General features: G+C 69.7%; 24 protein-coding genes and 1 riboswitch. Of the genes, 17 read left to right on the forward strand and 7 right to left on the reverse strand.

Annotation, left to right across the window (positions count from 1 at the left end; translation table 11 throughout):
- Nucleotides 1–9: 9 nt before the first annotated feature.
- Nucleotides 10–134: riboswitch (TPP riboswitch) on the forward strand.
- Nucleotides 135–201: 67 nt separating this feature from the next.
- The 6 genes from ACYQ7X_RS10560 to ACYQ7X_RS10585 all read left to right on the forward strand — a co-directional run bounded on the left by ACYQ7X_RS10560 (nucleotide 202) and on the right by ACYQ7X_RS10585 (nucleotide 3,910).
- On the forward strand, nucleotides 202–1,197 hold the full coding sequence (locus ACYQ7X_RS10560) for an FAD-dependent oxidoreductase (RefSeq protein WP_459696982.1): 996 nt from the start codon (nucleotides 202–204) through the stop codon (nucleotides 1,195–1,197).
- Entirely contained in the window at nucleotides 1,194–1,391 is a 198-nt protein-coding gene (thiS, locus tag ACYQ7X_RS10565) for a sulfur carrier protein ThiS (RefSeq protein WP_459696983.1), read from the forward strand. Before ACYQ7X_RS10560 ends, thiS begins: the two co-directional genes overlap by 4 nt.
- A gap of 4 nt (nucleotides 1,392–1,395) precedes the next feature.
- Nucleotides 1,396–2,187 carry a thiazole synthase gene (locus tag ACYQ7X_RS10570; RefSeq protein WP_459696984.1) on the forward strand — a complete coding sequence of 264 codons (792 nt, stop codon included), beginning with the start codon at nucleotides 1,396–1,398 and terminating at the stop codon, nucleotides 2,185–2,187.
- The gene (locus tag ACYQ7X_RS10575; protein ID WP_459696985.1) at nucleotides 2,184–2,798 is read left to right on the forward strand and encodes a thiamine phosphate synthase; all 615 of its coding nucleotides are present in this window, start codon (nucleotides 2,184–2,186) and stop codon (nucleotides 2,796–2,798) included. Before ACYQ7X_RS10570 ends, ACYQ7X_RS10575 begins: the two co-directional genes overlap by 4 nt.
- 102 nt (nucleotides 2,799–2,900) lie before the next feature.
- Entirely contained in the window at nucleotides 2,901–3,116 is a 216-nt protein-coding gene (locus ACYQ7X_RS10580; RefSeq protein WP_459696986.1) for a hypothetical protein, read from the forward strand.
- A gap of 206 nt (nucleotides 3,117–3,322) precedes the next feature.
- A complete protein-coding gene (locus ACYQ7X_RS10585) occupies nucleotides 3,323–3,910 on the forward strand; it encodes a mismatch-specific DNA-glycosylase (RefSeq protein WP_459696987.1) in 588 nt (195 codons plus the stop codon).
- Here ACYQ7X_RS10585 and msrB read toward each other — a convergent pair.
- Nucleotides 3,897–4,304, reverse strand: coding sequence for a peptide-methionine (R)-S-oxide reductase MsrB (gene msrB, locus ACYQ7X_RS10590; protein ID WP_459696988.1), 408 nt, complete (start codon nucleotides 4,302–4,304; stop codon nucleotides 3,897–3,899). The genes ACYQ7X_RS10585 and msrB overlap by 14 nt on opposite strands.
- Before the next feature lie 150 nt (nucleotides 4,305–4,454).
- On the opposite strand from msrB, the gene ACYQ7X_RS10595 reads away from it, so the two are divergent.
- The 8 genes from ACYQ7X_RS10595 (at nucleotide 4,455) to ACYQ7X_RS10630 (ending at nucleotide 10,257) form a co-directional block, all read left to right on the forward strand.
- Nucleotides 4,455–5,051, forward strand: a complete 597-nt coding sequence (locus ACYQ7X_RS10595; protein ID WP_459696989.1) for an anthranilate synthase component II — start codon at nucleotides 4,455–4,457, stop codon at nucleotides 5,049–5,051.
- Nucleotides 5,052–5,094: 43 nt separating this feature from the next.
- Complete coding sequence (gene trpD, locus ACYQ7X_RS10600; RefSeq protein ID WP_459696990.1) at nucleotides 5,095–6,141, forward strand: anthranilate phosphoribosyltransferase; 1,047 nt, start codon at nucleotides 5,095–5,097, stop codon at nucleotides 6,139–6,141.
- Nucleotides 6,138–6,968 carry an indole-3-glycerol phosphate synthase TrpC gene (gene trpC, locus ACYQ7X_RS10605; RefSeq protein ID WP_459696991.1) on the forward strand — a complete coding sequence of 277 codons (831 nt, stop codon included), beginning with the start codon at nucleotides 6,138–6,140 and terminating at the stop codon, nucleotides 6,966–6,968. Before trpD ends, trpC begins: the two co-directional genes overlap by 4 nt.
- Before the next feature lie 11 nt (nucleotides 6,969–6,979).
- Nucleotides 6,980–7,465, forward strand: a complete 486-nt coding sequence (gene moaC, locus ACYQ7X_RS10610) for a cyclic pyranopterin monophosphate synthase MoaC (protein ID WP_459696992.1) — start codon at nucleotides 6,980–6,982, stop codon at nucleotides 7,463–7,465.
- Nucleotides 7,462–8,691, forward strand: a complete 1,230-nt coding sequence (locus tag ACYQ7X_RS10615; protein WP_459696993.1) for a molybdopterin molybdotransferase MoeA — start codon at nucleotides 7,462–7,464, stop codon at nucleotides 8,689–8,691. Before moaC ends, ACYQ7X_RS10615 begins: the two co-directional genes overlap by 4 nt.
- 31 nt (nucleotides 8,692–8,722) lie before the next feature.
- Entirely contained in the window at nucleotides 8,723–8,920 is a 198-nt protein-coding gene (locus tag ACYQ7X_RS10620; RefSeq protein ID WP_459696994.1) for a YqaE/Pmp3 family membrane protein, read from the forward strand.
- A 207-nt stretch (nucleotides 8,921–9,127) separates the two neighbouring features.
- Nucleotides 9,128–9,931 (forward strand): FadR/GntR family transcriptional regulator, encoded by an 804-nt coding sequence (locus ACYQ7X_RS10625; protein WP_459696995.1) that lies wholly within the window; start codon nucleotides 9,128–9,130, stop codon nucleotides 9,929–9,931.
- A gap of 26 nt (nucleotides 9,932–9,957) precedes the next feature.
- On the forward strand, nucleotides 9,958–10,257 hold the full coding sequence (locus ACYQ7X_RS10630) for a putative quinol monooxygenase (RefSeq protein ID WP_459696996.1): 300 nt from the start codon (nucleotides 9,958–9,960) through the stop codon (nucleotides 10,255–10,257).
- Between the two features lie 13 nt (nucleotides 10,258–10,270).
- Here ACYQ7X_RS10630 and glcF read toward each other — a convergent pair whose 3' ends face one another.
- The 3 genes from glcF to ACYQ7X_RS10645 are packed head-to-tail and all read right to left on the reverse strand — an operon-like array spanning nucleotide 10,271 to nucleotide 14,226.
- Nucleotides 10,271–11,578 (reverse strand): glycolate oxidase subunit GlcF, encoded by a 1,308-nt coding sequence (gene glcF, locus ACYQ7X_RS10635; protein WP_459696997.1) that lies wholly within the window; start codon nucleotides 11,576–11,578, stop codon nucleotides 10,271–10,273.
- 9 nt (nucleotides 11,579–11,587) lie between these two features.
- Nucleotides 11,588–12,805, reverse strand: a complete 1,218-nt coding sequence (locus tag ACYQ7X_RS10640; protein WP_459696998.1) for an FAD-binding protein — start codon at nucleotides 12,803–12,805, stop codon at nucleotides 11,588–11,590.
- Entirely contained in the window at nucleotides 12,802–14,226 is a 1,425-nt protein-coding gene (locus tag ACYQ7X_RS10645; RefSeq protein WP_459696999.1) for an FAD-linked oxidase C-terminal domain-containing protein, read from the reverse strand. Before ACYQ7X_RS10645 ends, ACYQ7X_RS10640 begins: the two co-directional genes overlap by 4 nt.
- Before the next feature lie 185 nt (nucleotides 14,227–14,411).
- Between ACYQ7X_RS10645 and ACYQ7X_RS10650 the strand changes: the two genes are divergently transcribed.
- Nucleotides 14,412–14,975: a hypothetical protein gene (locus ACYQ7X_RS10650; RefSeq protein WP_459697000.1), complete on the forward strand. Its 564-nt coding sequence runs from the start codon at nucleotides 14,412–14,414 to the stop codon at nucleotides 14,973–14,975.
- Nucleotides 14,966–16,390, forward strand: coding sequence for a S1 family peptidase (locus tag ACYQ7X_RS10655; RefSeq protein ID WP_459697001.1), 1,425 nt, complete (start codon nucleotides 14,966–14,968; stop codon nucleotides 16,388–16,390). The genes ACYQ7X_RS10650 and ACYQ7X_RS10655 overlap by 10 nt, the downstream gene beginning before the upstream one ends.
- Nucleotides 16,391–16,456: 66 nt before the next feature.
- Here ACYQ7X_RS10655 and ACYQ7X_RS10660 read toward each other — a convergent pair whose 3' ends face one another.
- Nucleotides 16,457–16,633, reverse strand: coding sequence for a DUF3309 family protein (locus ACYQ7X_RS10660; RefSeq protein WP_459697002.1), 177 nt, complete (start codon nucleotides 16,631–16,633; stop codon nucleotides 16,457–16,459).
- A 228-nt stretch (nucleotides 16,634–16,861) separates the two neighbouring features.
- Between ACYQ7X_RS10660 and ACYQ7X_RS10665 the strand changes: the two genes are divergently transcribed.
- Nucleotides 16,862–17,461: an NUDIX domain-containing protein gene (locus tag ACYQ7X_RS10665; protein ID WP_459697003.1), complete on the forward strand. Its 600-nt coding sequence runs from the start codon at nucleotides 16,862–16,864 to the stop codon at nucleotides 17,459–17,461.
- A 122-nt stretch (nucleotides 17,462–17,583) separates the two neighbouring features.
- Here the strand turns inward: ACYQ7X_RS10665 and ACYQ7X_RS10670 are convergent, their stop codons facing one another.
- Nucleotides 17,584–18,294 (reverse strand): class I SAM-dependent methyltransferase, encoded by a 711-nt coding sequence (locus ACYQ7X_RS10670; protein ID WP_459697004.1) that lies wholly within the window; start codon nucleotides 18,292–18,294, stop codon nucleotides 17,584–17,586.
- 60 nt (nucleotides 18,295–18,354) lie between these two features.
- Nucleotides 18,355–19,242: an IS1 family transposase gene (locus ACYQ7X_RS10675; protein ID WP_459697179.1), complete on the reverse strand. Its 888-nt coding sequence runs from the start codon at nucleotides 19,240–19,242 to the stop codon at nucleotides 18,355–18,357.
- Nucleotide 19,243 lies beyond the last annotated feature (1 nt).

Genomic DNA, 19,243 nt, shown 5'->3' on the forward strand with positions numbered 1-19,243 from the left:
GATAGCAGAGCGGGATCCAAGGGGAGCCCCGGCAAGGGGCTGAGAGGCCATTCGGCGGGTTTTCCCGCCGCGCGTGGCGACCCTTCGAACCTGATCCAGGTCATGCTGGCGAAGGGATGGGACAAGCGGCCGCACAGCATGCCGTTTCACGCTCTCCGCCCTTTCCGGCCATGCCCCTGATCTCAGAGCGGAGATGCCCGCATGCGGGTGGAGCATGTTACAGTGATCGGCGCGGGCGTCCTCGGCCTCACCACTGCGCTCGCCCTCGCCGAAGCCGGCATCGGCGTCACGATCCTCGAACGCAGCCCGGCCCTCGCGCAGGATGCCTGCTCCCGCTATGCGGGCGGCATGCTCGCCCCCTGGTGCGAGCGCGAAAGTGCCGAGCCCGCGGTGCAGCGCCTCGGCGCGGAGGCGCTCGCCTTCTGGCCGCGCGTCTTTCCGGCCACCGAGCAGCGGGGCAGCCTGGTGCTCGCCCCTTCCCGCGATGCCCCCGATCTCGCCCGCTTCGCCCGCCGCACCGAAGGCTGGCAAGCCCTGGACGGGGCCGGCATCGCGGCGCTGGAACCCGATCTCGCCGGGCGTTTCCGCGAAGCCCTGTTCTACCCGGAGGAAGCGCATCTCGATCCGCGCGCCGCCCTCCCCGCGCTCGTCGCAGAGCTTGCCGCGCGGTCCGTCTCCCTCCGCTTCGGGGTGGCGGCCGATCCCGAGGATCCGAGCCTCGGCCCGGTCGCCGATTGCCGGGGCCTCGCGGCGCGGGACAGGCTTGCCGATCTGCGCGGGGTGAAGGGCGAAATGCTCATCCTCCGCTGCCCCGGCCTTTCCCTCAGCCGGCCGGTGCGGCTCGTCCATCCGCGCTTTCCCCTCTATGTCGTGCCGCGGGGGGACGGCGTCTTCATGCTCGGCGCGACCATGCTGGAAAGCGGCGAGCGCGGCCGGGTGACGGCGCGTTCGGTGGTGGAACTCCTCAACGCCGCCTATGCCCTGCACCCGGCCTTCGCGGAGGCCGAGATCATCGAGCTCGGCGCCGATGCCAGGCCGGCCTTTCCGGACAATCTGCCCCGCCTCCGCCCCTTCGGGCGGCGGAGCCTCGCCGCCAACGGCCTCTTCCGCCACGGCTTCCTCCTCGCCCCCGCCCTCGCCCGGCGGGCCGCCGCCTATTTCGCCACCGGCACGCTCGACCCGGAGATCGCCGCATGAAAATCCACGTCAACAACGAGGAAAGAGAGGTCTCGGCCGATAACCTCGCCGCCCTCATCGACGAGCTCGGCTTGGCCGATGCTGCGGTCGCGACCGCGCTCAACGGCGAGTTCGCGCCGGCGCGGATGCGCGCAGGCCTCGCGCTTCGCGCCGGCGACCGGGTGGAGATCCTCGCCCCCATGCGGGGAGGCTGAGGCCATGCCGCTCCCGATACCGGCGCCGCTTCAGGTCTACGGCGTGCCGCTCGCCTCCCGCCTGCTGCTCGGCACCGCGCTCTACCCCTCGCCCGCCATCATGGCGGAGGCGGTGCGCCGCTCGGGCGCCGAGATCGTCACCGTCTCGCTGCGGCGGGAATCGGGGGCGGCGCGAGAGGGCCAGGCCTTCTGGTCCCTCATCCGCGGCCTCGGCCTGCGCGTGCTGCCCAATACCGCCGGCTGCCATTCGGTGAAGGAGGCCGTGACCACCGCGCAGATGGCGCGTGAGGTTTTCGAGACCGACTGGATCAAGCTCGAGGTAATCGGCCATCAGGACAATCTGCAGCCCGATGTCTTTGGCCTGGTGGAGGCCGCGCGCATCCTGGCCGCCGATGGTTTCGCGGTCTTTCCCTATACGACGGAAGACCTCGTGGTGGGGGAACGGCTGCTCGATGCCGGCTGCCAGGTGCTGATGCCCTGGGGCGCGCCGATCGGCACCGCGCGGGGGCTGAACAACCTCTACGGGCTGCGGGCGATGCGCGCCCGCTTTCCGCAAGTGCCGCTGATCGTCGATGCCGGCATCGGCCTGCCCTCCCATGCGGCCCAGGCGATGGAACTCGGCTTCGACGGCGTGCTGCTCAATACCGCCGTCGCCCGCGCGGGCGATCCGGCGCTGATGGCGGAAGCCTTCGCCGGCGCCATCCGTGCCGGCCGCCAGGCCTATGAGGCCGATCCCATGCCGGTGCGCGATCTCGCCGCCCCTTCCACCCCGGTCCTCGGGCTCGCCTTCCAATGAGGCCGCGGCTCGATCCCTTCTATCTGATCGTGGACGAGCCGGGCTGGATCGAGCGGCTGCTGCCGCTCGGCCTGCGTCTCGTGCAGCTTCGCATCAAGGAGCAGCCGGAGCCGGCGCTGCGGGCGGCGATCCGCGCCGCGCGCGGGCTTTGCGCCGCCGCCGGGGCGACGCTCGTCATCAACGATCATTGGCAAATCGCGATCGAGGAAGGGTGCGATTTCGTCCATCTCGGCCAGGAGGATCTGGCGGAGGCCGATCTGCCGGCCATTCGCCGCCACGGCCTGCGGCTGGGTTTGAGCACGCATAGCCCGGAGGAGTTGGACCGCGCGCTCACCGCCGCCCCCGATTACGTGGCGCTCGGCCCGGTGTTTCCGACCATCCTCAAGCAGATGCCCTGGGCGCCCCAGGGCCTCGATCGGGTTCGGGAGTGGAAGGAGCGGCTTGGCGATCTGCCGCTGGTCGCGATCGGCGGCCTGACGCCCGAGCGAGGCCGCGCAGTCCTGGAAGCGGGCGCGGATTGCGCCGCGGTGGTGACGGATGTGCTGCGCCACCCCGATCCTGAAGCGCGGCTCGGCGCCTGGCTGGCGGCGACCGCATCGCGGCGGGGCTGAAGCGGATGGCCCCTCGCCCCCTGGTTTTCCGCCCTCTTCACCCCCACCTCCCGGGCCGGGAGCCTTGAGGGGCACCCAGAACAACAGAGGAGCGTGACGGCGATGAGCGATGAGATAGGCGAAGCCTACCGCGCCGCGCCCGCCGGCCAAGAGCCGGGGGAGATCTGGTTCGGCGTCTTCCAGGGGGCGCGCATGGTCTCCGCCCGGGTGATGACCCAGGATGAGGCGGAGGCCGAGGCCGCCCGCCTCAACCTTGCCGCCCGTGGGCTCGATATCGAGGATCCGGGCACGCTCAAGCCCCGCGGCAGCGGGGGCTGACCGGCGGGGCGGCGTCTCGTCTCCCCCCGCGCCTCCTGGCCAAGCCAAGGTTGGCGGCGATCAGCCGAGGCCAAGCGCCAGGCGCGGGGATGTGACCGGGGCGTGACCGGGCGCGGCGGCCCGGCTAGAATGGCCCGATGCCCGGCCCTTCCGATCGCCGCTCCGCGCTTCCGCGCGCGGCCGCGCCCTCAGACGCCCCCGACGCCATGCCCGCCGCGAGGCCCGAGGCGGATATCCTCCCCGATCTCCTCGCCGAGGGGCTGGATCTCGTCATCTGCGGCACTGCCCCGGGCGCCGTCTCTGCCGCGCGGCGCGCTTATTACGCCGGGCCCGGCAACCGCTTCTGGCCGATCCTGGCGGAGATCGGGCTCACCCCCCGCCTGTTCGCGCCGATGGAATACCCAAGCCTGCTCGCGCTCGGCATCGGGCTCACGGATGTCTGCAAAGGATTTGCCGGGCAGGATGAGGAACTGCCCCGCCATGGCTTCCTGCCGGCGCGGCTGGCGGAGGCGATGTGGCAGTACCGGCCCGCTCTGCTCGCCTTCAACAGCAAGCGGGCGGCGGCCGAATTTCTCGGCCGCCCCACCGGCCGCATCGCCTATGGCGAACAGCCGCCGATCGAAGGCCTGCCGCCGATCATGGTTCTCCCCTCGACCTCAGGCCTCGCCTGCCGGGCGTGGGATGCGCGCCCCTGGGCCGCGATGGCAGCGCGGGTGCGGCGCCTGCGGGGGGCGCGCGCAGCGGCTCCGGCCGATGCTGCGACGAAGGCCGCGGCGCCCTTCAATTCGGGATGAAGTTCATCGCCACGCCGTTCATGCAGTAGCGCTGAAAGCTCGGCGGCGGGCCGTCCGGAAAGACATGGCCGAGATGGCCGCCGCAGCGGGCGCAATGCACCTCGGTGCGGACCATGCCGTAGCTGCGATCCTCTTCCGTTTCCACAGCGCCGGGCAAAGGCTCGTCGAAGCTCGGCCAGCCGGTGCCGCTTTCGAACTTGGTGCCGCTTTTGAAGAGCGGATTGCCGCAGCCCGCGCATTCGAAGGTGCCCTGCCGCTTTTCCACCAGAAGCGCGCAGGTGCCCGGCCGCTCCGTGCCGTGCTGGCGCAACACCTGGTATTGCTCCGGCGTCAGCTTCGCGCGCCATTCGGCATCGCTCATCGTCACCGGAAAGCTTTTCGCAGCCGCATCCATAATCGTCCGTCTCCTCTGCCACATCCATGGGTTGCCGGCAGGGCTGCCCCAAGCCTCGCCCGCCGAACCCCGCATCGCGGGCCGCTCTCAACCCAGCCCCCGCGCTGCCTCCGATTGACCCTTCGGGGTCGCTCGGCGCATCATAATGACATGATCCTCCTCATCGACAATTACGATAGTTTCACCTTCAACCTGGTGCAGTTCCTGGGCGATCTCGGGGCGGAATGCCAGGTGTGGCGGAACGATCAACTTTCCGCGGAGGCGGCGATGGCGAAGGCGCCGGAGGCGATTGTGCTCTCGCCCGGCCCCTGCACGCCGAATGAGGCTGGGATCTGCCTCGATCTGATCGCGGCGGCGGCGGGCCGGGTGCCGATCTTCGGCGTCTGCCTCGGCCATCAGGCGATCGGTCAGGCCTTCGGCGGCCGGGTGATCCGCGCGCCGGAGCCGATGCATGGCAAGGTGAGCCCGGTCAGCCATGGCGGCTCGGATATTTTCGCCGGCCTCCCCTCGCCTTTCAAGGCGACGCGCTACCACAGCCTCGTGGTCGAGCGGGCAAGCCTGCCGGAAGTGCTGCTGCCCACGGCCTTCACCGAGGACGGGCTCATCATGGGTCTCCGCCACCGCAGCCTGCCGATTTTCGGCGTGCAGTTTCACCCCGAAAGCATCGCGAGCGAGCACGGGCACAAGATCCTCGGCAATTTCCTCGAAATCGTCCGCGGGCGGAACAGCCCCGCGCGCGCTGCCTGAGCGCCGCCGCGCCGCCGGCCAAAGGGAGCAGCAGGCAGAGCGTATGAGCGCCGTGATCCGCCCCCTGCTCGCGCGCCTGGCGCGTGGGGAGAGCCTCAGCGAGGCCGAATCGGAAGCCGCCTTCGGCGAGATGATGACCGGCGACGCGACCCATGCGCAGATGGCCGGGCTGCTCATGGCGCTGCGGGTGCGGGGCGAGACGGTGGCCGAGATGGTGGGCGCCGTCCGCGCCCTCCGCTCCCGCATGATCGCGATCGCCGCGCCCGACGGGGCGATCGACGTCTGCGGCACCGGCGGGGATGAGCAGGGAACGCTGAATATCTCCACCGCCGTCGCCTTCGTGGTGGCCGGCTGCGGGGTGCCGGTCGCCAAGCACGGCAATCGCGCACTCAGCTCGAAATCGGGTGCGGCCGACGTGCTCGAACATCTCGGCATCGGCACCACTTTGCCACCGGCGCGGCTGGAGCAGGTGCTGGCGGAAACCGGCTGCGTCTTCCTCTTCGCGCCCAACCACCACCCGGCGCTGCGCCACGCGGCCCCGGTGCGGGCCGAGCTTGGCACCCGCACGCTCTTCAACCTGCTCGGCCCGCTCGCCAATCCGGCGCGGGTGCGGCGGCAGTTCACCGGCGTCTATGCGCGAAGCTGGCTGCGGCCGGTGGCCGAGGCGCTGGGCGCTCTCGGCTCGGAGCGCGCCTGGATCGTGCATGGCCAGGGGCTCGACGAGCTGACCCTCGCCGGGGTCAATCACATCGCCGTGCTCGATCGGGGCCAAGTGGAGGAGCGGAGCCTGCATCCGGCGGAGCTCGGCCTGCGGGAGGCGCCGCTCTCCGCCATCCGCGGTGGCGACGCCGCGGCCAATGCGGTGGCCCTGCGGCGCTTGCTGGATGGCGAAGAAGGCGCATATCGGGATACGGTCGTGTTGAACGCGGCGGGCGCGCTCGTGGTTGCCGGCGCGGCTGGCAGCCTCGCCGAGGGGGTCGCCGCGGCGCGATTGGCGATTGATGAGGGGCGGGCGGCGGCGGCACTGGCGGCGTTGCAGCGCGCGACTGCGGAGCCCGGCAAGATGTCTGAAGCAGCGACGGTGGCATGAGCTCTCACAACGAAGACGTTCTCGTCCAGATTTGCAACGATATCCGGGAGGATGTGGCCCGCCGCCGGCAGGACCTGCCGGTGGAGACGCTGAAGCAGAAGATCGCGGCCCAGACCCCGCCGCGCGGCTTCGCGCGGACGCTGATGGATCACGTCAATCTGCATCATGTCGCGCTCATCGCCGAGGTGAAGAAGGCCTCGCCCTCGGGCGGCCTGATCCGGGAGGATTTCAACCCCTCGGCGATCGCCTCGGCCTATCTGGCGGGCGGGGCGACCTGCATTTCGGTGCTGACCAACCGCAAATACTTCCTGGGCGAGCCCGAGCATCTGATGGCGGTGCGGGCCGCCGTTCCGGCGCCCGTGCTGCGGAAGGATTTCATCCTCGACCCGTGGCAGGTGTACGAGAGCCGGGCGATGGGGGCGGATTGCATCCTGCTCATCATGGCGGCGCTCTCTGACGACCAGGCGCGGGAACTCGAAGCCCTTGCCCGCGCCCTCGATATGGACGTGCTGGCCGAGGTGCATGACGAGACGGAGCTTGGCCGCGCACTCGGCCTGCAGACGCCGCTGATCGGGATTAATAATCGCAATCTCAAGACCTTGAACATCGACATTCAGACATCGCTGGATCTGGCGCCGCAGGTGCCGCCCGATCGCTTCCTGATCTCGGAAAGCGGCATCCGCGATGCGGCCGATGTGCGGCGCCTCGTCGAGGCCGGGCTGCAATGCTACCTCGTGGGTGAAAGCCTGCTCCGCCAGCCGGATGTGGCGCAGGCGGTGCGCGATCTCATCGGTGCCGAGCGCAAGCCCGAAACCGACGCTGCCTGAGGCCGGCGCCGATGACCAAGCCCGGCGTGCTCACCCATTTCGACGAGGCCGGGCGGGCCGCGATGGTGGATGTCTCGGCCAAGCCCGAGACGATGCGCGAGGCGACGGCCGCCGCCCGCATCCGCATGCTGCCCGAGACCCTCGCTCTGATCGAGAGCGGCGGGGCGAAGAAGGGTGACGTGCTCGGCGTCGCCCGGCTCGCCGGCATCATGGCGGCCAAGCGCACGGCCGATCTCATCCCCCTTTGCCATCCGCTGCCGCTCAGCTCGGTCAGCCTCGATCTCGCGCCCGACCGCGCGGGTTCCGCGATCGCCATCACCGCGACGGTGCGGACGACCGGCCGCACCGGCGTGGAGATGGAGGCGCTGACGGCGGCCACCGTCGCGGCGCTGACGGTCTATGACATGTGCAAGGCGGTGGATCGCGCGATGGTGGTGGAGGCGGTGCGTGTGCTCGCCAAATCGGGCGGCGCTTCGGGTGATTTCACCGCGCCATGATCCCGGTCGCCGAAGCGCGCGCGCGCATCCTGGCCGGCTTGCGGCCGACGCCGGCCGAGATCCTCAGCCTGGCCGAGGCGGCCGGCCGGGTGACGGCCGCCCCCGTCGTCGCCCGGCTGGGCAACCCGCCGGCGGATGTCTCGGCGATGGATGGTTTCGCGGTCAGGGCGGCGGAGGCGGCGGCGGGTGCGGCGTTGCGGCTGGTGGGCGCGGCACCGGCCGGGCATCCCTTCGCCGGGCGGCTCGGCCCCGAGGAGGCCGTGCGCATCTTCACCGGCAGCCTGATCCCGCAAGGCGCCGATGCCGTGCTCATCCAGGAGAATGCCGAGACGGCGCGAGAAAGCGCGAGCGGCGCCGAGACCGTGCGGGTGCGGGAAGCGCCGGTACCGGGCCGTCATATTCGCAGAGCGGGCCAGGATTTCGCTGCCGGCGAGACGGTGCTGCCGGCCGGCCACAGGTTGACGGCGCGCAGCATCGGCCTCGCCGCCGCCGCAGGCCACCCCTGGCTCACCGTTCATCGCAAGCCGCGCATCCTCCTGCTCTGCACGGGGGACGAGATCGCCATGCCGGGGGAGCCGCTGCCGGAGGGCGGGCTCGCCTCGTCCAACGGGCCGGCGCTTGCCGCCTTTCTGCGGGCCCGCGGCGCCGAGCCGCTGCTGCTGCCGATCGTCCGGGACGATCTGGCGGCAATCACCGCGGCGGGGGCGGCGGCGCGCGGTGCGGACATGCTGGTCACGACCGGGGGCGCCAGCGTCGGCGCGCATGATCTGGTGCAGGCCGGCCTTTCCGCCGCCGGGCTCGAACTCGATTTCTGGCGGATCGCCATGCGCCCCGGCAAGCCGCTGATGTACGGGCGGCTCGGCGATGTGCCGATGCTCGGCCTGCCGGGAAACCCGGTCTCCGCCCTGGTCTGCGCGCTGCTTTTCCTGCTCCCGGCGATCGACCGCATGCAGGGCCTGCCGGGCCTGCTACCGCCGACCGAGCGGGCCCGCCTCGGCAGCCCGCTGCCGGCCAATGACATGCGGGAGGATTACGTCCGCGCCTCGCTGCTCGTGCAGGAGGAGGAGGGTGGCGGCTGGATCGCGCATCCCTTCGCGAGCCAGGATTCCGGCCAGATCAGCCGCCTTGCCGCGGCCGATGCGTTGATCATCCGCCCGCCTTTCGCGCCGGCGCTGGACCCCGGCGCCACGGTGCCCGTCCTCCGCCTCGCCCCGCTCGGGCTTTAGGGCCCGCCATCGCCCATCCTCGGAGGTTCTGATGCGCCTGCTCCTCGCTCTTTTGCTGCCCGGGGTTTCGTTCTTCTTCATCGGCCGCCCCTGGTCCGGCATTCTCTGCCTTCTGCTGCATGCGACCATCATCGGCTGGATTCCGGCCGCGATCTGGGCGGTCTATGCGCTGAACCAATACGAGACCGATCGGAAAATGCGGGAGGCGGGCTTTTTCCGCCGGCCCTGATGGGCGAGCGCGGCAAAAGTCAGAGTTAATCAGTTCCATCCCGGCCGCGGCTTGCGTATGATCGGCGCAACAAAAAGCTCACAAGCCTCCGTTTCGGCAGAGGGGCAAGGGCAGGAAACGCGCGATGGCAGACAGGATAAGCGCGGCGACCGGCGCGCCGCATGAAGAGCCCGGCGGATTTCTACCGCCGCGGTGGGTATAGGGGTGGTGAAACGCCCAGAAAAGCGCCGCCCGCGCCCGGGCGCCGCCTCCTCCACCCGCTCCGGCCGCCGAGCCGAATCGGCGCATGATCTCGTCATGCGGAAGATCGGCCTCGCGATCGTCTCGGGGGAATATCCGACCGGCGCCCTGCTGCCGACCAAGGATGTACTGACGCAGAAATTCCGCGTCTCGAACAGCACGCTGCGCGAGGCGATGCAAAAGCTCGTCGCCAAGGGCATGATCCTCGCCAAAACCAAGGTCGGCACCCGCGTGCTGGAGCCGCGGCACTGGAATATGTTCGATTCCGATATCCTCGCCTGGCGGTTCGAAGTCGGCGTCGATCGTGCCTTCCTCGCCCAGCTTTTCGAACTGCGGCAGACCTTCGAGCCGATGGCCGCGGCGCTCATGGCCCGGCGGCGCAATGAGGAGCAGGTGGCCGAGCTGCGGGCGCTCGCCCAGCTGATGCGCGATGCCGGGCGGGAGCGGCGGGCCTTCGCCGATGCCGATCTCGCCTTCCACCTCCTCATCCTCGATGCTTCCGGCAATCCCTTCCTGCAATCGATCGGCGCCCTCATTCGCACCGCCCTCGCCGCCGCCTTCTCGATCAGCGCGCCGACGGATGACGCCCAGCGGCAGACGCTTTCCGAAGCCGGGCACGTCGCGATCGCCGAGGCGATCGCGGTCGGCGATCCTTCCGCCGCGGCGCGTGCCATGAGCGCGGTGATCGAGGATGGCTGGGCCTCCATCGGCCAGGCGCAAGCGATGGTCTTGACCGAGATCGCCTTGCGCGAATATCGCGGCACGCCCTGACCCCCACAGCCCGAGGAACCGCCCGCATGGCCAAGCCGCTCTACGCCACCTTCGAAGTTCTCCCCGGCCAGGAGGAGCGGATGCGGGCGATGATCGCCGACCTCACCCGCGCGGTGCGGGCCGAGCCGGGCTGCCTGCGCTTCATCGCCTATACCCGGGCTGATGCGCCCCGCTGCTACCATGTGGATGAGATCTACGCCGACGATGCGGCCTTCGAGGCGCATATCACGAGCCCGCATGCCCGCGCCTTCAACGCCGCGATCCGCGAGATGGTGGTGGGCGGCGCCTCGCAGGTGGTGTTCCTGGACGAGCCGCCCGCGGCATAGCGCCGAGCCGGGCTCAACCGCCGAGCGCGGCAGGCTTCGGCCCGCCCGCCATCCAGTCGAGCAGTTCGACGGTGTGGACCACGGGCAGCCCGCCGCCGCCCAACTGCGTGATGCAGCCAATATTGCCGGCGGCGATCAGATCGGGCTTGCGCGCGGCCAGCGTTTCGAGCTTTCGCAGGCGCAGGCGGCCGGCGATTTCCGGCTGCAGGATGTTGTAGGTGCCGGCCGAGCCGCAGCAGAGATGCGCATCGCGCGGCTCCACCACCGCGAAGCCGGCGGCCTTCAGCAGCGCCTTGGGTTCGGCCGTCACCTTCTGCCCGTGCTGCAGGCTGCAGGCGGCGTGATAGGCGACGGTGAGGCCAGGCGCCTCCCGGCTCGGCCGGTAGCCGATGCGTGCCAGATATTCGCTGATATCGAGCGCGAGGCCCGAGATGCGGGCCGCCCGCGCGGCCCAGGGCGCGGGCTCGTTGCGGAACATGAAGCCGTAATCCTTCACCGTTGTGCCGCAGCCGGAGGTATTGACGATGATGGCGTCCAGCCCCGCGCCCTCGATCTCGCGGCTCCATCCGGCGATCGCGGCGCGCGCGGCGGCCATCGCCGGATCGTGCTGGCCCATGTGATGGGTGAGCGCCCCGCAGCAGCCAACCTCAGGGGCGATCACCACCTCGATGCCAAGGCGGGTGAGGAGGCGGATGGTCGCCTCGTTAATCGCGGGCGAGAGCACCTTCTGCGCGCAGCCGGTGAGGAGAGCCACCCGCCCGCGCCGCTCGCCTTCGGCCTTGTGGACCTGCGGCCGCTGCATCGGGCTCGGCGGCGGCAGGCGGGCCGGGGCGAGTTGCAACATCGCCGCCAGCCGGCCGCCGAGCCTGGAGCGGGCCGGCAGCAGGGCGGCGAGCGGCCGGGCGAGGGCCGCCGCCCGCAGGCTTGCGCGGAACAGACCGGCATGGGGCAGCACCCGGGCAAGCACGGCGCGCAGCGCCCGCTCATGCCAGGGGCGCCGATAGGTCTCCTCGATATGCCGGCGGGCATGATCGACGAGGTGCATATAGTTCACGCCCGAGGGGCAGGTCGTCATGCAGGAGAGGCAGGAGAGGCAACGATCGACATGCCGCACCACCTCCTCGGTCGCCGGGCGGTCGTGCTCCAGCATGTCCTTGATGAGGTAGATGCGCCCGCGCGGACTGTCGAGCTCATCGCCGAGCAGCACGAAGGTCGGGCAGGTGGCGGTGCAGAAGCCGCAATGGACGCAGGTGCGCAGCACCTCGTTCGCCGCCGCCGTATCGGGGTTTTCCAGCTGGGCGGGGGAGAAGTTCGTTTGCATGAGGCTGGCCTATAGCGCCGCCGAGAGGCGGCCGGGATTGAAGAGATCATGCGGATCGAGCGCGGCCTTGACCTGCCGGGCGAGGCCCGCGAGCGCGGGAGGGTCGGGCGGCAGCACGGGGGCTGCGAAGCGCAGCGCCTCCGGCCCGCGCATCAGCATCCAGGTGCCGCCTTCCCGGCCGATCGCCCCCGCGATCGCCTGCGCCATCGCGGGCAAGCCAGGCCCCAGGGCCCAGACCCGCCCGCCACCCCAATCGAGGAAGCCGCGGCCGCCCGCAGCCTCCACCGCCGCCAGCACCGCCGGCCCGCGCGACGGCCGGGTGGAGAGCAGCCAAAGCCCCTCCCCCTCGGCGATTTCCAGCGGCCGCGCATCGCGGATGGCGGCCCAGGCGGCGACGCTCTCGGCCTCCGGCCAGAGCTCCACCCCGCCGAAGCCGGCGAGCGCGCCGCGCAGCCGGCCGAGGCGATAGGCGACACTCGCCGCGCTCTCCTCGATGCGCAGAATGGTGAGGGACCGATCGCCATGGCCGAGGCGGGCCGCGGCCCAGCCGGGCAGCCAGGCCGCGCCGGAAACGCCATAGGGCGAGCCGAGCCCGGCCGAGAGGGCGGCCACCGCCTCGGCCGCCTGTTGCCGGCGCAGCACCAGCGAGCCCGCGCTTTCCGGCCGCGGCAGAACCTTGAGCGTCACCTCCGTCAACACGCCGAGCGTGCCCTGGCTGCCCGCCAGCAGCTTGCAGAGATCGAGCCCGGTGACGTTCTTGATCACCCGCCCGCCGGAGCGGATGACCTCGCCCCGGCCATTGACCATGCGGATGCCGAGCAGATGGTCCCGCATCGCGCCCCAGGCGATGCGGCGCGGCCCGCTGAGGTTGGTGGCGACAAGCCCGCCGATCGTCTGCTGCGGCGGGGCGCCGAGCAACCGCGAAAGATCGGGCGGCTCGGCCGTGAGCTGCTGGCCTTGGCCAGCGAGCGCGCGCTCGATCTCGTCGAGCGGGGTGCCCGCCTTGGCCGAGAGCACGAGTTCGCCGGGCGAATAGAGGGTGATGCCGGTGAGGTTGCGCGTCGAAAGCGTCGCTGCCGCCTGCACCGGCCGCAGCATGGCGGCCTTGCTGCCGAGCCCTTCGATGGCCAGCGGGGCGGCGTCCGCGATCGCCCGGCATACCGCCTCGGCGATCCCCTCCTCGCTCGCCGGTGCGAGCCGCGCAGGCGCCGCCAGCGCCACGCTCATGCCGCCACCAGGGGGAAGACCTTGGCCGGGTTGAGCAGCCAATCCGGATCGAAGGCGGTTTTGATGGCGCGCTGCTGGGCGAGTTCCGTCTCGCTATACTGGCGGTTCATCAGATCGCGCTTCTCGATGCCGACGCCGTGTTCACCCGTCAGGCAGCCGCCGACCTCGACGCAATAGCAGAGGATATCGGCGCCGAACTGCTCGGCCTTGGCGTAGCTCGCCGGATCGTTCGCGTCGAACATGATGAGGGGATGGAGATTGCCGTCTCCGGCGTGGAAGATATTGGCGACGGCGAGGCCGTAGCGCTCGCTCAGCATCGCGATATGGCCGAGCACCTGAGCGAGCTTCGAGGTCGGGATGACGCCATCCATGCAGAGGTAATCCGGGCTGATCCGCCCGACCGCGCCGAAGGCGCCCTTGCGGCCCTTCCAGATGGCGGCACTCTCCTCCGCCGATTGCGACACCCGCAGGCTGATGGGATCGAACTCGGCGCAGATCGCGCGCAGCTTGCCGAGCAGCGCATCCTGCTCGGCTTCCGATCCTTCCACCTCGATGATGAGCAAGGCTTCGGCGTCCAGCGGATAGCCGGCGGCGGCGAATTTCTCGCAAGCATGGATCGCCGGCCGATCCATGAATTCGAGTGCCACCGGAATGATGCCCGAACTGATGATGCGCGAGACGCAGGCCCCCGCGATCTCGTTGGAGCGAAACCCCGCCAGCATCGCCCGCTGCCCTTCCGGCGCGCGCAGGATCCGCACGGTGACTTCCGCGACCATGGCGAGCTGGCCTTCGCTGCCCGTCAGCAGGCCGAGCCAGTCATACCCCGCCGCATCGAGATGCGCGCCGCCGATCTCGATGATCTCGCCGGTGATCGTCACGATCTTGAGGCCGAGGAGGTTGTTCGCCGTCACGCCGTATTTGAGGCAATGCGCGCCGCCGGAATTCATCGCCACATTGCCGCCGATCATGCAGGCGAGCTGGCTCGAAGGATCGGGGGCGTAGAAGAAGCCTTGCTCCTGCACGGCGGCGGTTATCCCGAGATTGGTGACGCCCGCCTGCACCACCGCGAAGCGGTCTGCATAGTCGATCGCGAGGATGCGGTTCATCCGCATCATGCCGACGACGACGGTATCGGCCATGGGCAGGGCGCCGCCCGAAAGGCCGGTGCCGGCGCCGCGCGGCACCACGCGCACGCCCTGGCCGTGCAGGTAGCGCAGAATCGCCGCCAATTGCTCGGTCGTTTCCGGCAGCACGACGGCGAGCGGCACTTCGCGCAGCGCGCTTAAGCCATCCGTCTCATAGGGCTTGAGGCGCAGCGGCTCGGCGATGACGCCGCTTGCGGGCACGAGCGCGCGCAGCCCGGCGATGATCTCGCCCCGCCGGGCGAGCACCCCGGCCTTGGGTTCGAGCTGCTTGAGCATGGTCCGCCTCCCCCTTCCGCTTTCAGCGCGGGGCGCGAATCTGCGCCGGCCGGGCGGGCGACGCAAGCGCCGGGCGACGCAAGGCGCCGGGGAGTAGGCGCAGGGCGAGCGGCGGCAGCCGCAATCCGCTGGACGCACCCTCCGATCGCCGTTACTGCTAGACGGCAAATATCCGAGAATAGAAAATGTTCGCCGAAGCGTTCTCAGGCATGGGCCTCGGTGTTCTTGTCGGCCTGTTACTTGGCCTCTCGTCCACCTCGCTGGTTGGCGAGGTGATGGCCGCGCTGATGGCGGGGCTCGCTGCCTTTCTCGGGCTTGCCAAGGCAGGCGGCCCCGATCGGGCCATGCGCATCGGCTTCTTCGGCTTCGCTTGCGCGCTCGGCGGGGTCGGCGGCCTCGCGCTCCGCGCAAGCGATGTGCTCGCCCCGGATATCAAGGCGCAGGTGCAGCGCTGGACCGATGCCGGCTATTCGGCCGAGGACGCGCAATCCCTGGTCGCCTACGAAAGGCTCGGCGTGCGGCCGGCGGGCCGGCAGGTGGGGCCCGCGCCCACGCCCGTGAATGCCTTCTACGCCACCCAGAGCGGGCTCTGCAGCCGCCTCAACCGGGTGACGGACGCCTCCGCCCTCCTCGTGCTCCGCGCCGCCGACGACAGAAGCGGCAATGCCATCCTCGCCGCCCGCGCCGCGGCCGCGACGGCGGACCAGCCAGCCGTGCTGCATGCCGGGATCACCGCGCTATGCGACTGATCAAGGCGGTCTGCGGCCTGCTCGCGCTGCTGCCCGGCGCCGCGCTCGCCCAGCCGAGTGCCGCCATCCTGCTCCGCGTCGCGCCGTCGGTACTGCGCGTCGTCGGCACCGATTGCGCGGGCGAATCGCGCTCCGGCACCGGCTTCGTGTGGCAGCGGGCGGGCCATATCGTCACCGCGCTGCATGTCGTCATCGGCTGCCGCACGGTCCAGGTCTTCTTTCCGGTGGGCGACCAGGTGCAGGCGGTGGATGCCGCCGTTCGCCACGAATTGCTGAGCGCCGATCTCGCACTGCTGAGCGTGGCCGACCCGCCGCAGGCGGCACCGTTGCAAGCAGCGGCGGCCGATCCGCCGATCGGCACTTATGTCGATGTCTATGGCTATCCGCTCGACCAGCCGACGAGTTCGGACGCGCCGCTCTATGTCACCGCGGCCAATCAGACAGCGCCGCTGCTACAGGATGCGGTGGGCGATGCCGAGCGGGAGGAGATCCAGAAGCTCGGCTTCCCGAGCCTCTCGACCGAAATCCTGCGGGTGGATGGCAACTTGCTGCCCGGCCATTCAGGCGCGCCCATCCTCAACGATGCCGGCGAGGTGGTGGCGATCGGCTCGGGCGGGCTGCAACGCGGCACCGTCGGGCTCGGCTGGGCGGTGCGGGCGCGCTACCTCAGGGATCTGCTGGCGGCGCCCGCGGTCGCCGCGGCGCCGGGCCTTCCGACCGATATCGCCAGCAACTTCGCCTATGTCTCGCCGGATGCGAAAGCGCCGCATGCCGCCTGCGGCGATTTGAGCTTCGTGCGAACCCGCACCATCGGGCTTGCCGATCTCTACCGATCCTCGGACGATCCCAAAGGGTTGTTGCAGATCGCGGCCTCAAGCGGCCAACCGATCGCGGTCTTCGCCCCGCTCCGCTTCGATCTCTGGACGGAGGCCAAGACCGGCGCGGGGATTGCGGTGCCGGCGGGGGCGACGCTCGCGGCGGGGCCGAGCGGCTGCTGGGCGGATTGGGGGGACCCCGCGATCGGCCTCGCGATTTCCGGCACGCATCTGCAAGCGAGGCCCTGGACGCCGGATTGGATCGCCGAGGTTCAGGATGCTTCGCTCGCCTTCGAGGCGGGCTGGGCGCAGCCCCTTCTCCCCTATCTCGTGAAAGATCCTGCCTGGAGCTATAACAAGCCGGAGATCCATGCCGGCGGCATGCTCGTCAACCGCAGCCTCTTCGTGGGCCAGGCGCCGGGCGAGCCGGTGCCTCATGCCGGTTTCGAGACGCTGATGGCGAAGGGCGACGCGTTTATCGGCATCGCCGCCGTCAACCACCGCTTCCTCGCGCCGATGCTGCAAACCCCGCCCGAACTCGCCTCCGAGGCGAGCGCCCTCTTCGCGGTGCATCTGACGACCTTTCCGCGCAGCTACTGAAGCGGCTGCGCGGAAGGCGTGAAGGCCGGGCTGAGGCCGGCGGGGCCGCCGCCCCGCCCTGCCCGCTCAGTAATGGCTATGGCCGAGCAGCAGCATGAGGATGAGGACGATGATGAGGAAGGTGCCGAGGCCGCCGAGGCCGTAGCCGTAATGCGGCCGGTCCACATAATAGCCGCGTGAATAGCCCCAGCCGCCGCCGAATAGCACGATGACGAGAAGGATGATGACGATGAGAAGGAGCATGGCTTTTCCTGGATGAGGGCGGCCTTGGCCGCCGGTTGCGCCGCGTCACAGGGAGGGGAGATGGCGTCAAAGCCGCGAAGCGGAAGGGCCATGGGCGGAGATTTCGCCCGCCATGCCAGCGGCTTGTGTGGCGCTGTCTGCACGAAATATCTTGAACATGCACGATCTTGCACGTATTCCTGCCGGGCGCCGGCACCCACGCCCCGCGCCATTCAGGAGAGCCTTGCCATGAGCCTTGCCGGCCGCATCCGCATCGAAGAGGAACGAATCCTCGCCCGGGACTGGTCGGTCCTCAAAAAGACGGTGCTGTCCTTCAGGCGCGCCGATGGATGCTGGCAGCGCCAGGCGCGCGAGACCTATGACCGCGGCAATGGCGCTGCCATCCTGCTCTACGACCCCACCCGGCGGACGGTGGTTCTGACCCGCCAGTTCCGTTACCCGGCCTTCGTCAACGGCTATGACGATCTGCTGATCGAGGTGCCGGCCGGGCTTCTCGACGATGCCGCCCCGGCCGACCGCATCCGCGCCGAGACGGAGGAGGAGACGGGATTTCGCATCAGCGCGGCGACCCCGATCTTCGACGCCTTCATGAGCCCGGGCTCGGTGACGGAGCGGCTGCATTTCTTCGTCGCCCGCTATGAAGCGGCCGACCGTATCGGCAGCGGCGGCGGCAAGGCGGAGGAAGGCGAGGATATCGCGGTTCTTGAACCGACGATCGAGGAGGCGCTCGCCATGATCCGGGAAGGTGCCATCCGCGATGGTAAGACCATCATGCTGCTCTACTACGCCGCCCTTCATCTCTTCTCTGATGTGGCCTCCGTCGTGTGAGGCAATCCGCGACCGAGGCACGGGGGCCCAAGCGCCGCATCATCGGGCGGGACGATCCCGCGCGCGAAACCTTCGGGAGGGCTGCCTCGTCCGCTGCCGCGCGGCTTTCCCGGGGCGCTCGCCTAGGGTGCCTCGGCGAGGATGAAGCGGCGCGAGGGCGTCATATTCGTCGGGATCGCGGAATAGACGTCCTTCACCGCCTCGGCGATGATGACGCCGGCGAATTGCGGCATCGCCCAGCGGCCGCTGCGCTCGAACAGCCGATTGCTGCGCAGGATGATCCGGCTGGCGAGCGGCGGCATGCAGAGCGCCATGTCCCGCCGCTCGACCCGGAACATCGAGCCGGTGAGCATCCGCCCGACCTGCCCGGCCGTGTAGGGCGTGCCATGGCCGAAGGGCGTCTGCTCGAAATAGGCCCACATGCCGCGGCGGTTGGGCGCAATGACCATAAGCTTCCCGTCATCCTTCAGCACGCGCCAGACCTCGCGCAGCAGGCCGCGCAGGTTCTCGGCGTTTTCGAGGCCATGGACGAGCAGCACGCGGTCGAAGACCGGGCCCGCGAAGGGCAGCGCATCCTCTTCGGCCATGCAGGTGAGATTGGCCGCCCCCATCGGCCAGCGCGCGGCGCCGATCTGCGCCGGCGTCAGCGCCACCGTCATCCGCGCTTCCTCCCGCCATGCGCGCAGATAGGGCGGCGCATAGCCGAGGCCGAGCACGGCCTTGCCCGTCATATCCGGCCAGAGCGCGGCGATCCGCTCCCGAATGACCCGCGCGGTCACCGCGCCCTGCGCGGTCCCATAGAAATCGGCTGCAGCGTGTACATCCAGTGCCATCGCGGCGAGCATACACGGAACCGCAAACTCCCGCGATCCGGCAGATTTGTTGGTAGTGTCTCAGTTTGAAATTTCTGCCGCCGCTTTTTTATAAACCGCCGGGCGGTTCGGCTTGGCGGCGCGGGCATCGATCAGCTTCACCACGTCCTCCATGCTCCACAACGTCGTGCTCAAGCCAGCGGCCATAGCGGGCGAGCAACGCAGCGTCTTGTGCTGGCGGACGAAATTGTACCAGACGGTATAGAGCGCCACCATGTCCGCATGGCTCTCCACCTTCTTGCTGAAGCCATTGGTCAGGCGGGTGAAGCGACGCATGGACATCCGCATGGTGAGGTTCTGGCGCTCCACATAGGACGTGGAGACGTGATTGGCGTCCGGCTTGCCCTCAATGCGGGTTTTCTTGATGCCGGTGCATTCGGCGGGGCTGTAGCGCCCCGGCGCGGCAGTTGTTTCGCCATACATCTTCACCAGCATGGCATAATCGACATTGGCCCCGAACGCATCCTCTACCGCGTCCAGATAAGCCTTATGGCCGTCTGTGGTGAGCTGGACGCGGTTAGCGAGACGATCCGCTACGTCCAGCATGAACTCGTGGGCATAGCCAGCGTCACGGCCACCCACGAGGAAGGCCACAATCAGCTTGCTATCGGCATCCAGCGCCGTCCACGTCCAGACATCACCAGCGCCTTCAGGGGCGGCCTTGGCCGCCGCCACGTTCTTTTGCTTGGCGTAGCAGAATGACCAAATCTCATCGCACTGCACCCGCTTGGCCGGGACATTACGGACAGCCTCGTTATGGAAGGCTTCGCAAGCCGCGCCAGCATCGACCAGCAGCTTCGCCACGGTGTTGATGCTCACATCCGCAATCCGCGACGCAGACCGCATGGACGAGCCCTCGCAAAGCATCGTGAGGATATTGGCGCGCTGAGCGAGGGAAAGCTTGTTCATA

The organism is Acidisoma sp. C75, assembly GCF_054665095.1.

Excerpts from the sequence above, each read along its gene's own strand:
- ACYQ7X_RS10560 (WP_459696982.1), top strand. The coding sequence starts at position 202 with ATGCGGGTGGAGCATGTTACAGTGATCGGCGCGGGCGTCCTCGGCCTC.
- thiS (WP_459696983.1), top strand. The coding sequence starts at position 1,194 with ATGAAAATCCACGTCAACAACGAGGAAAGAGAGGTCTCGGCCGATAAC.
- ACYQ7X_RS10570 (WP_459696984.1), top strand. The coding sequence starts at position 1,396 with ATGCCGCTCCCGATACCGGCGCCGCTTCAGGTCTACGGCGTGCCGCTC.
- ACYQ7X_RS10575 (WP_459696985.1), top strand. The coding sequence starts at position 2,184 with ATGAGGCCGCGGCTCGATCCCTTCTATCTGATCGTGGACGAGCCGGGC.
- ACYQ7X_RS10580 (WP_459696986.1), top strand. The coding sequence starts at position 2,901 with ATGAGCGATGAGATAGGCGAAGCCTACCGCGCCGCGCCCGCCGGCCAA.
- ACYQ7X_RS10585 (WP_459696987.1), top strand. The coding sequence starts at position 3,323 with ATGCCCGCCGCGAGGCCCGAGGCGGATATCCTCCCCGATCTCCTCGCC.
- msrB (WP_459696988.1), bottom strand. The coding sequence starts at position 4,304 with ATGGATGCGGCTGCGAAAAGCTTTCCGGTGACGATGAGCGATGCCGAA.
- ACYQ7X_RS10595 (WP_459696989.1), top strand. The coding sequence starts at position 4,455 with ATGATCCTCCTCATCGACAATTACGATAGTTTCACCTTCAACCTGGTG.
- trpD (WP_459696990.1), top strand. The coding sequence starts at position 5,095 with ATGAGCGCCGTGATCCGCCCCCTGCTCGCGCGCCTGGCGCGTGGGGAG.
- trpC (WP_459696991.1), top strand. The coding sequence starts at position 6,138 with ATGAGCTCTCACAACGAAGACGTTCTCGTCCAGATTTGCAACGATATC.
- moaC (WP_459696992.1), top strand. The coding sequence starts at position 6,980 with ATGACCAAGCCCGGCGTGCTCACCCATTTCGACGAGGCCGGGCGGGCC.
- ACYQ7X_RS10615 (WP_459696993.1), top strand. The coding sequence starts at position 7,462 with ATGATCCCGGTCGCCGAAGCGCGCGCGCGCATCCTGGCCGGCTTGCGG.
- ACYQ7X_RS10620 (WP_459696994.1), top strand. The coding sequence starts at position 8,723 with ATGCGCCTGCTCCTCGCTCTTTTGCTGCCCGGGGTTTCGTTCTTCTTC.
- ACYQ7X_RS10630 (WP_459696996.1), top strand. The coding sequence starts at position 9,958 with ATGGCCAAGCCGCTCTACGCCACCTTCGAAGTTCTCCCCGGCCAGGAG.
- glcF (WP_459696997.1), bottom strand. The coding sequence starts at position 11,578 with ATGCAAACGAACTTCTCCCCCGCCCAGCTGGAAAACCCCGATACGGCG.
- ACYQ7X_RS10640 (WP_459696998.1), bottom strand. The coding sequence starts at position 12,805 with ATGAGCGTGGCGCTGGCGGCGCCTGCGCGGCTCGCACCGGCGAGCGAG.
- ACYQ7X_RS10645 (WP_459696999.1), bottom strand. The coding sequence starts at position 14,226 with ATGCTCAAGCAGCTCGAACCCAAGGCCGGGGTGCTCGCCCGGCGGGGC.
- ACYQ7X_RS10650 (WP_459697000.1), top strand. The coding sequence starts at position 14,412 with ATGTTCGCCGAAGCGTTCTCAGGCATGGGCCTCGGTGTTCTTGTCGGC.
- ACYQ7X_RS10655 (WP_459697001.1), top strand. The coding sequence starts at position 14,966 with ATGCGACTGATCAAGGCGGTCTGCGGCCTGCTCGCGCTGCTGCCCGGC.
- ACYQ7X_RS10660 (WP_459697002.1), bottom strand. The coding sequence starts at position 16,633 with ATGCTCCTTCTCATCGTCATCATCCTTCTCGTCATCGTGCTATTCGGC.
- ACYQ7X_RS10665 (WP_459697003.1), top strand. The coding sequence starts at position 16,862 with ATGAGCCTTGCCGGCCGCATCCGCATCGAAGAGGAACGAATCCTCGCC.
- ACYQ7X_RS10670 (WP_459697004.1), bottom strand. The coding sequence starts at position 18,294 with ATGGCACTGGATGTACACGCTGCAGCCGATTTCTATGGGACCGCGCAG.
- ACYQ7X_RS10675 (WP_459697179.1), bottom strand. The coding sequence starts at position 19,242 with ATGAACAAGCTTTCCCTCGCTCAGCGCGCCAATATCCTCACGATGCTT.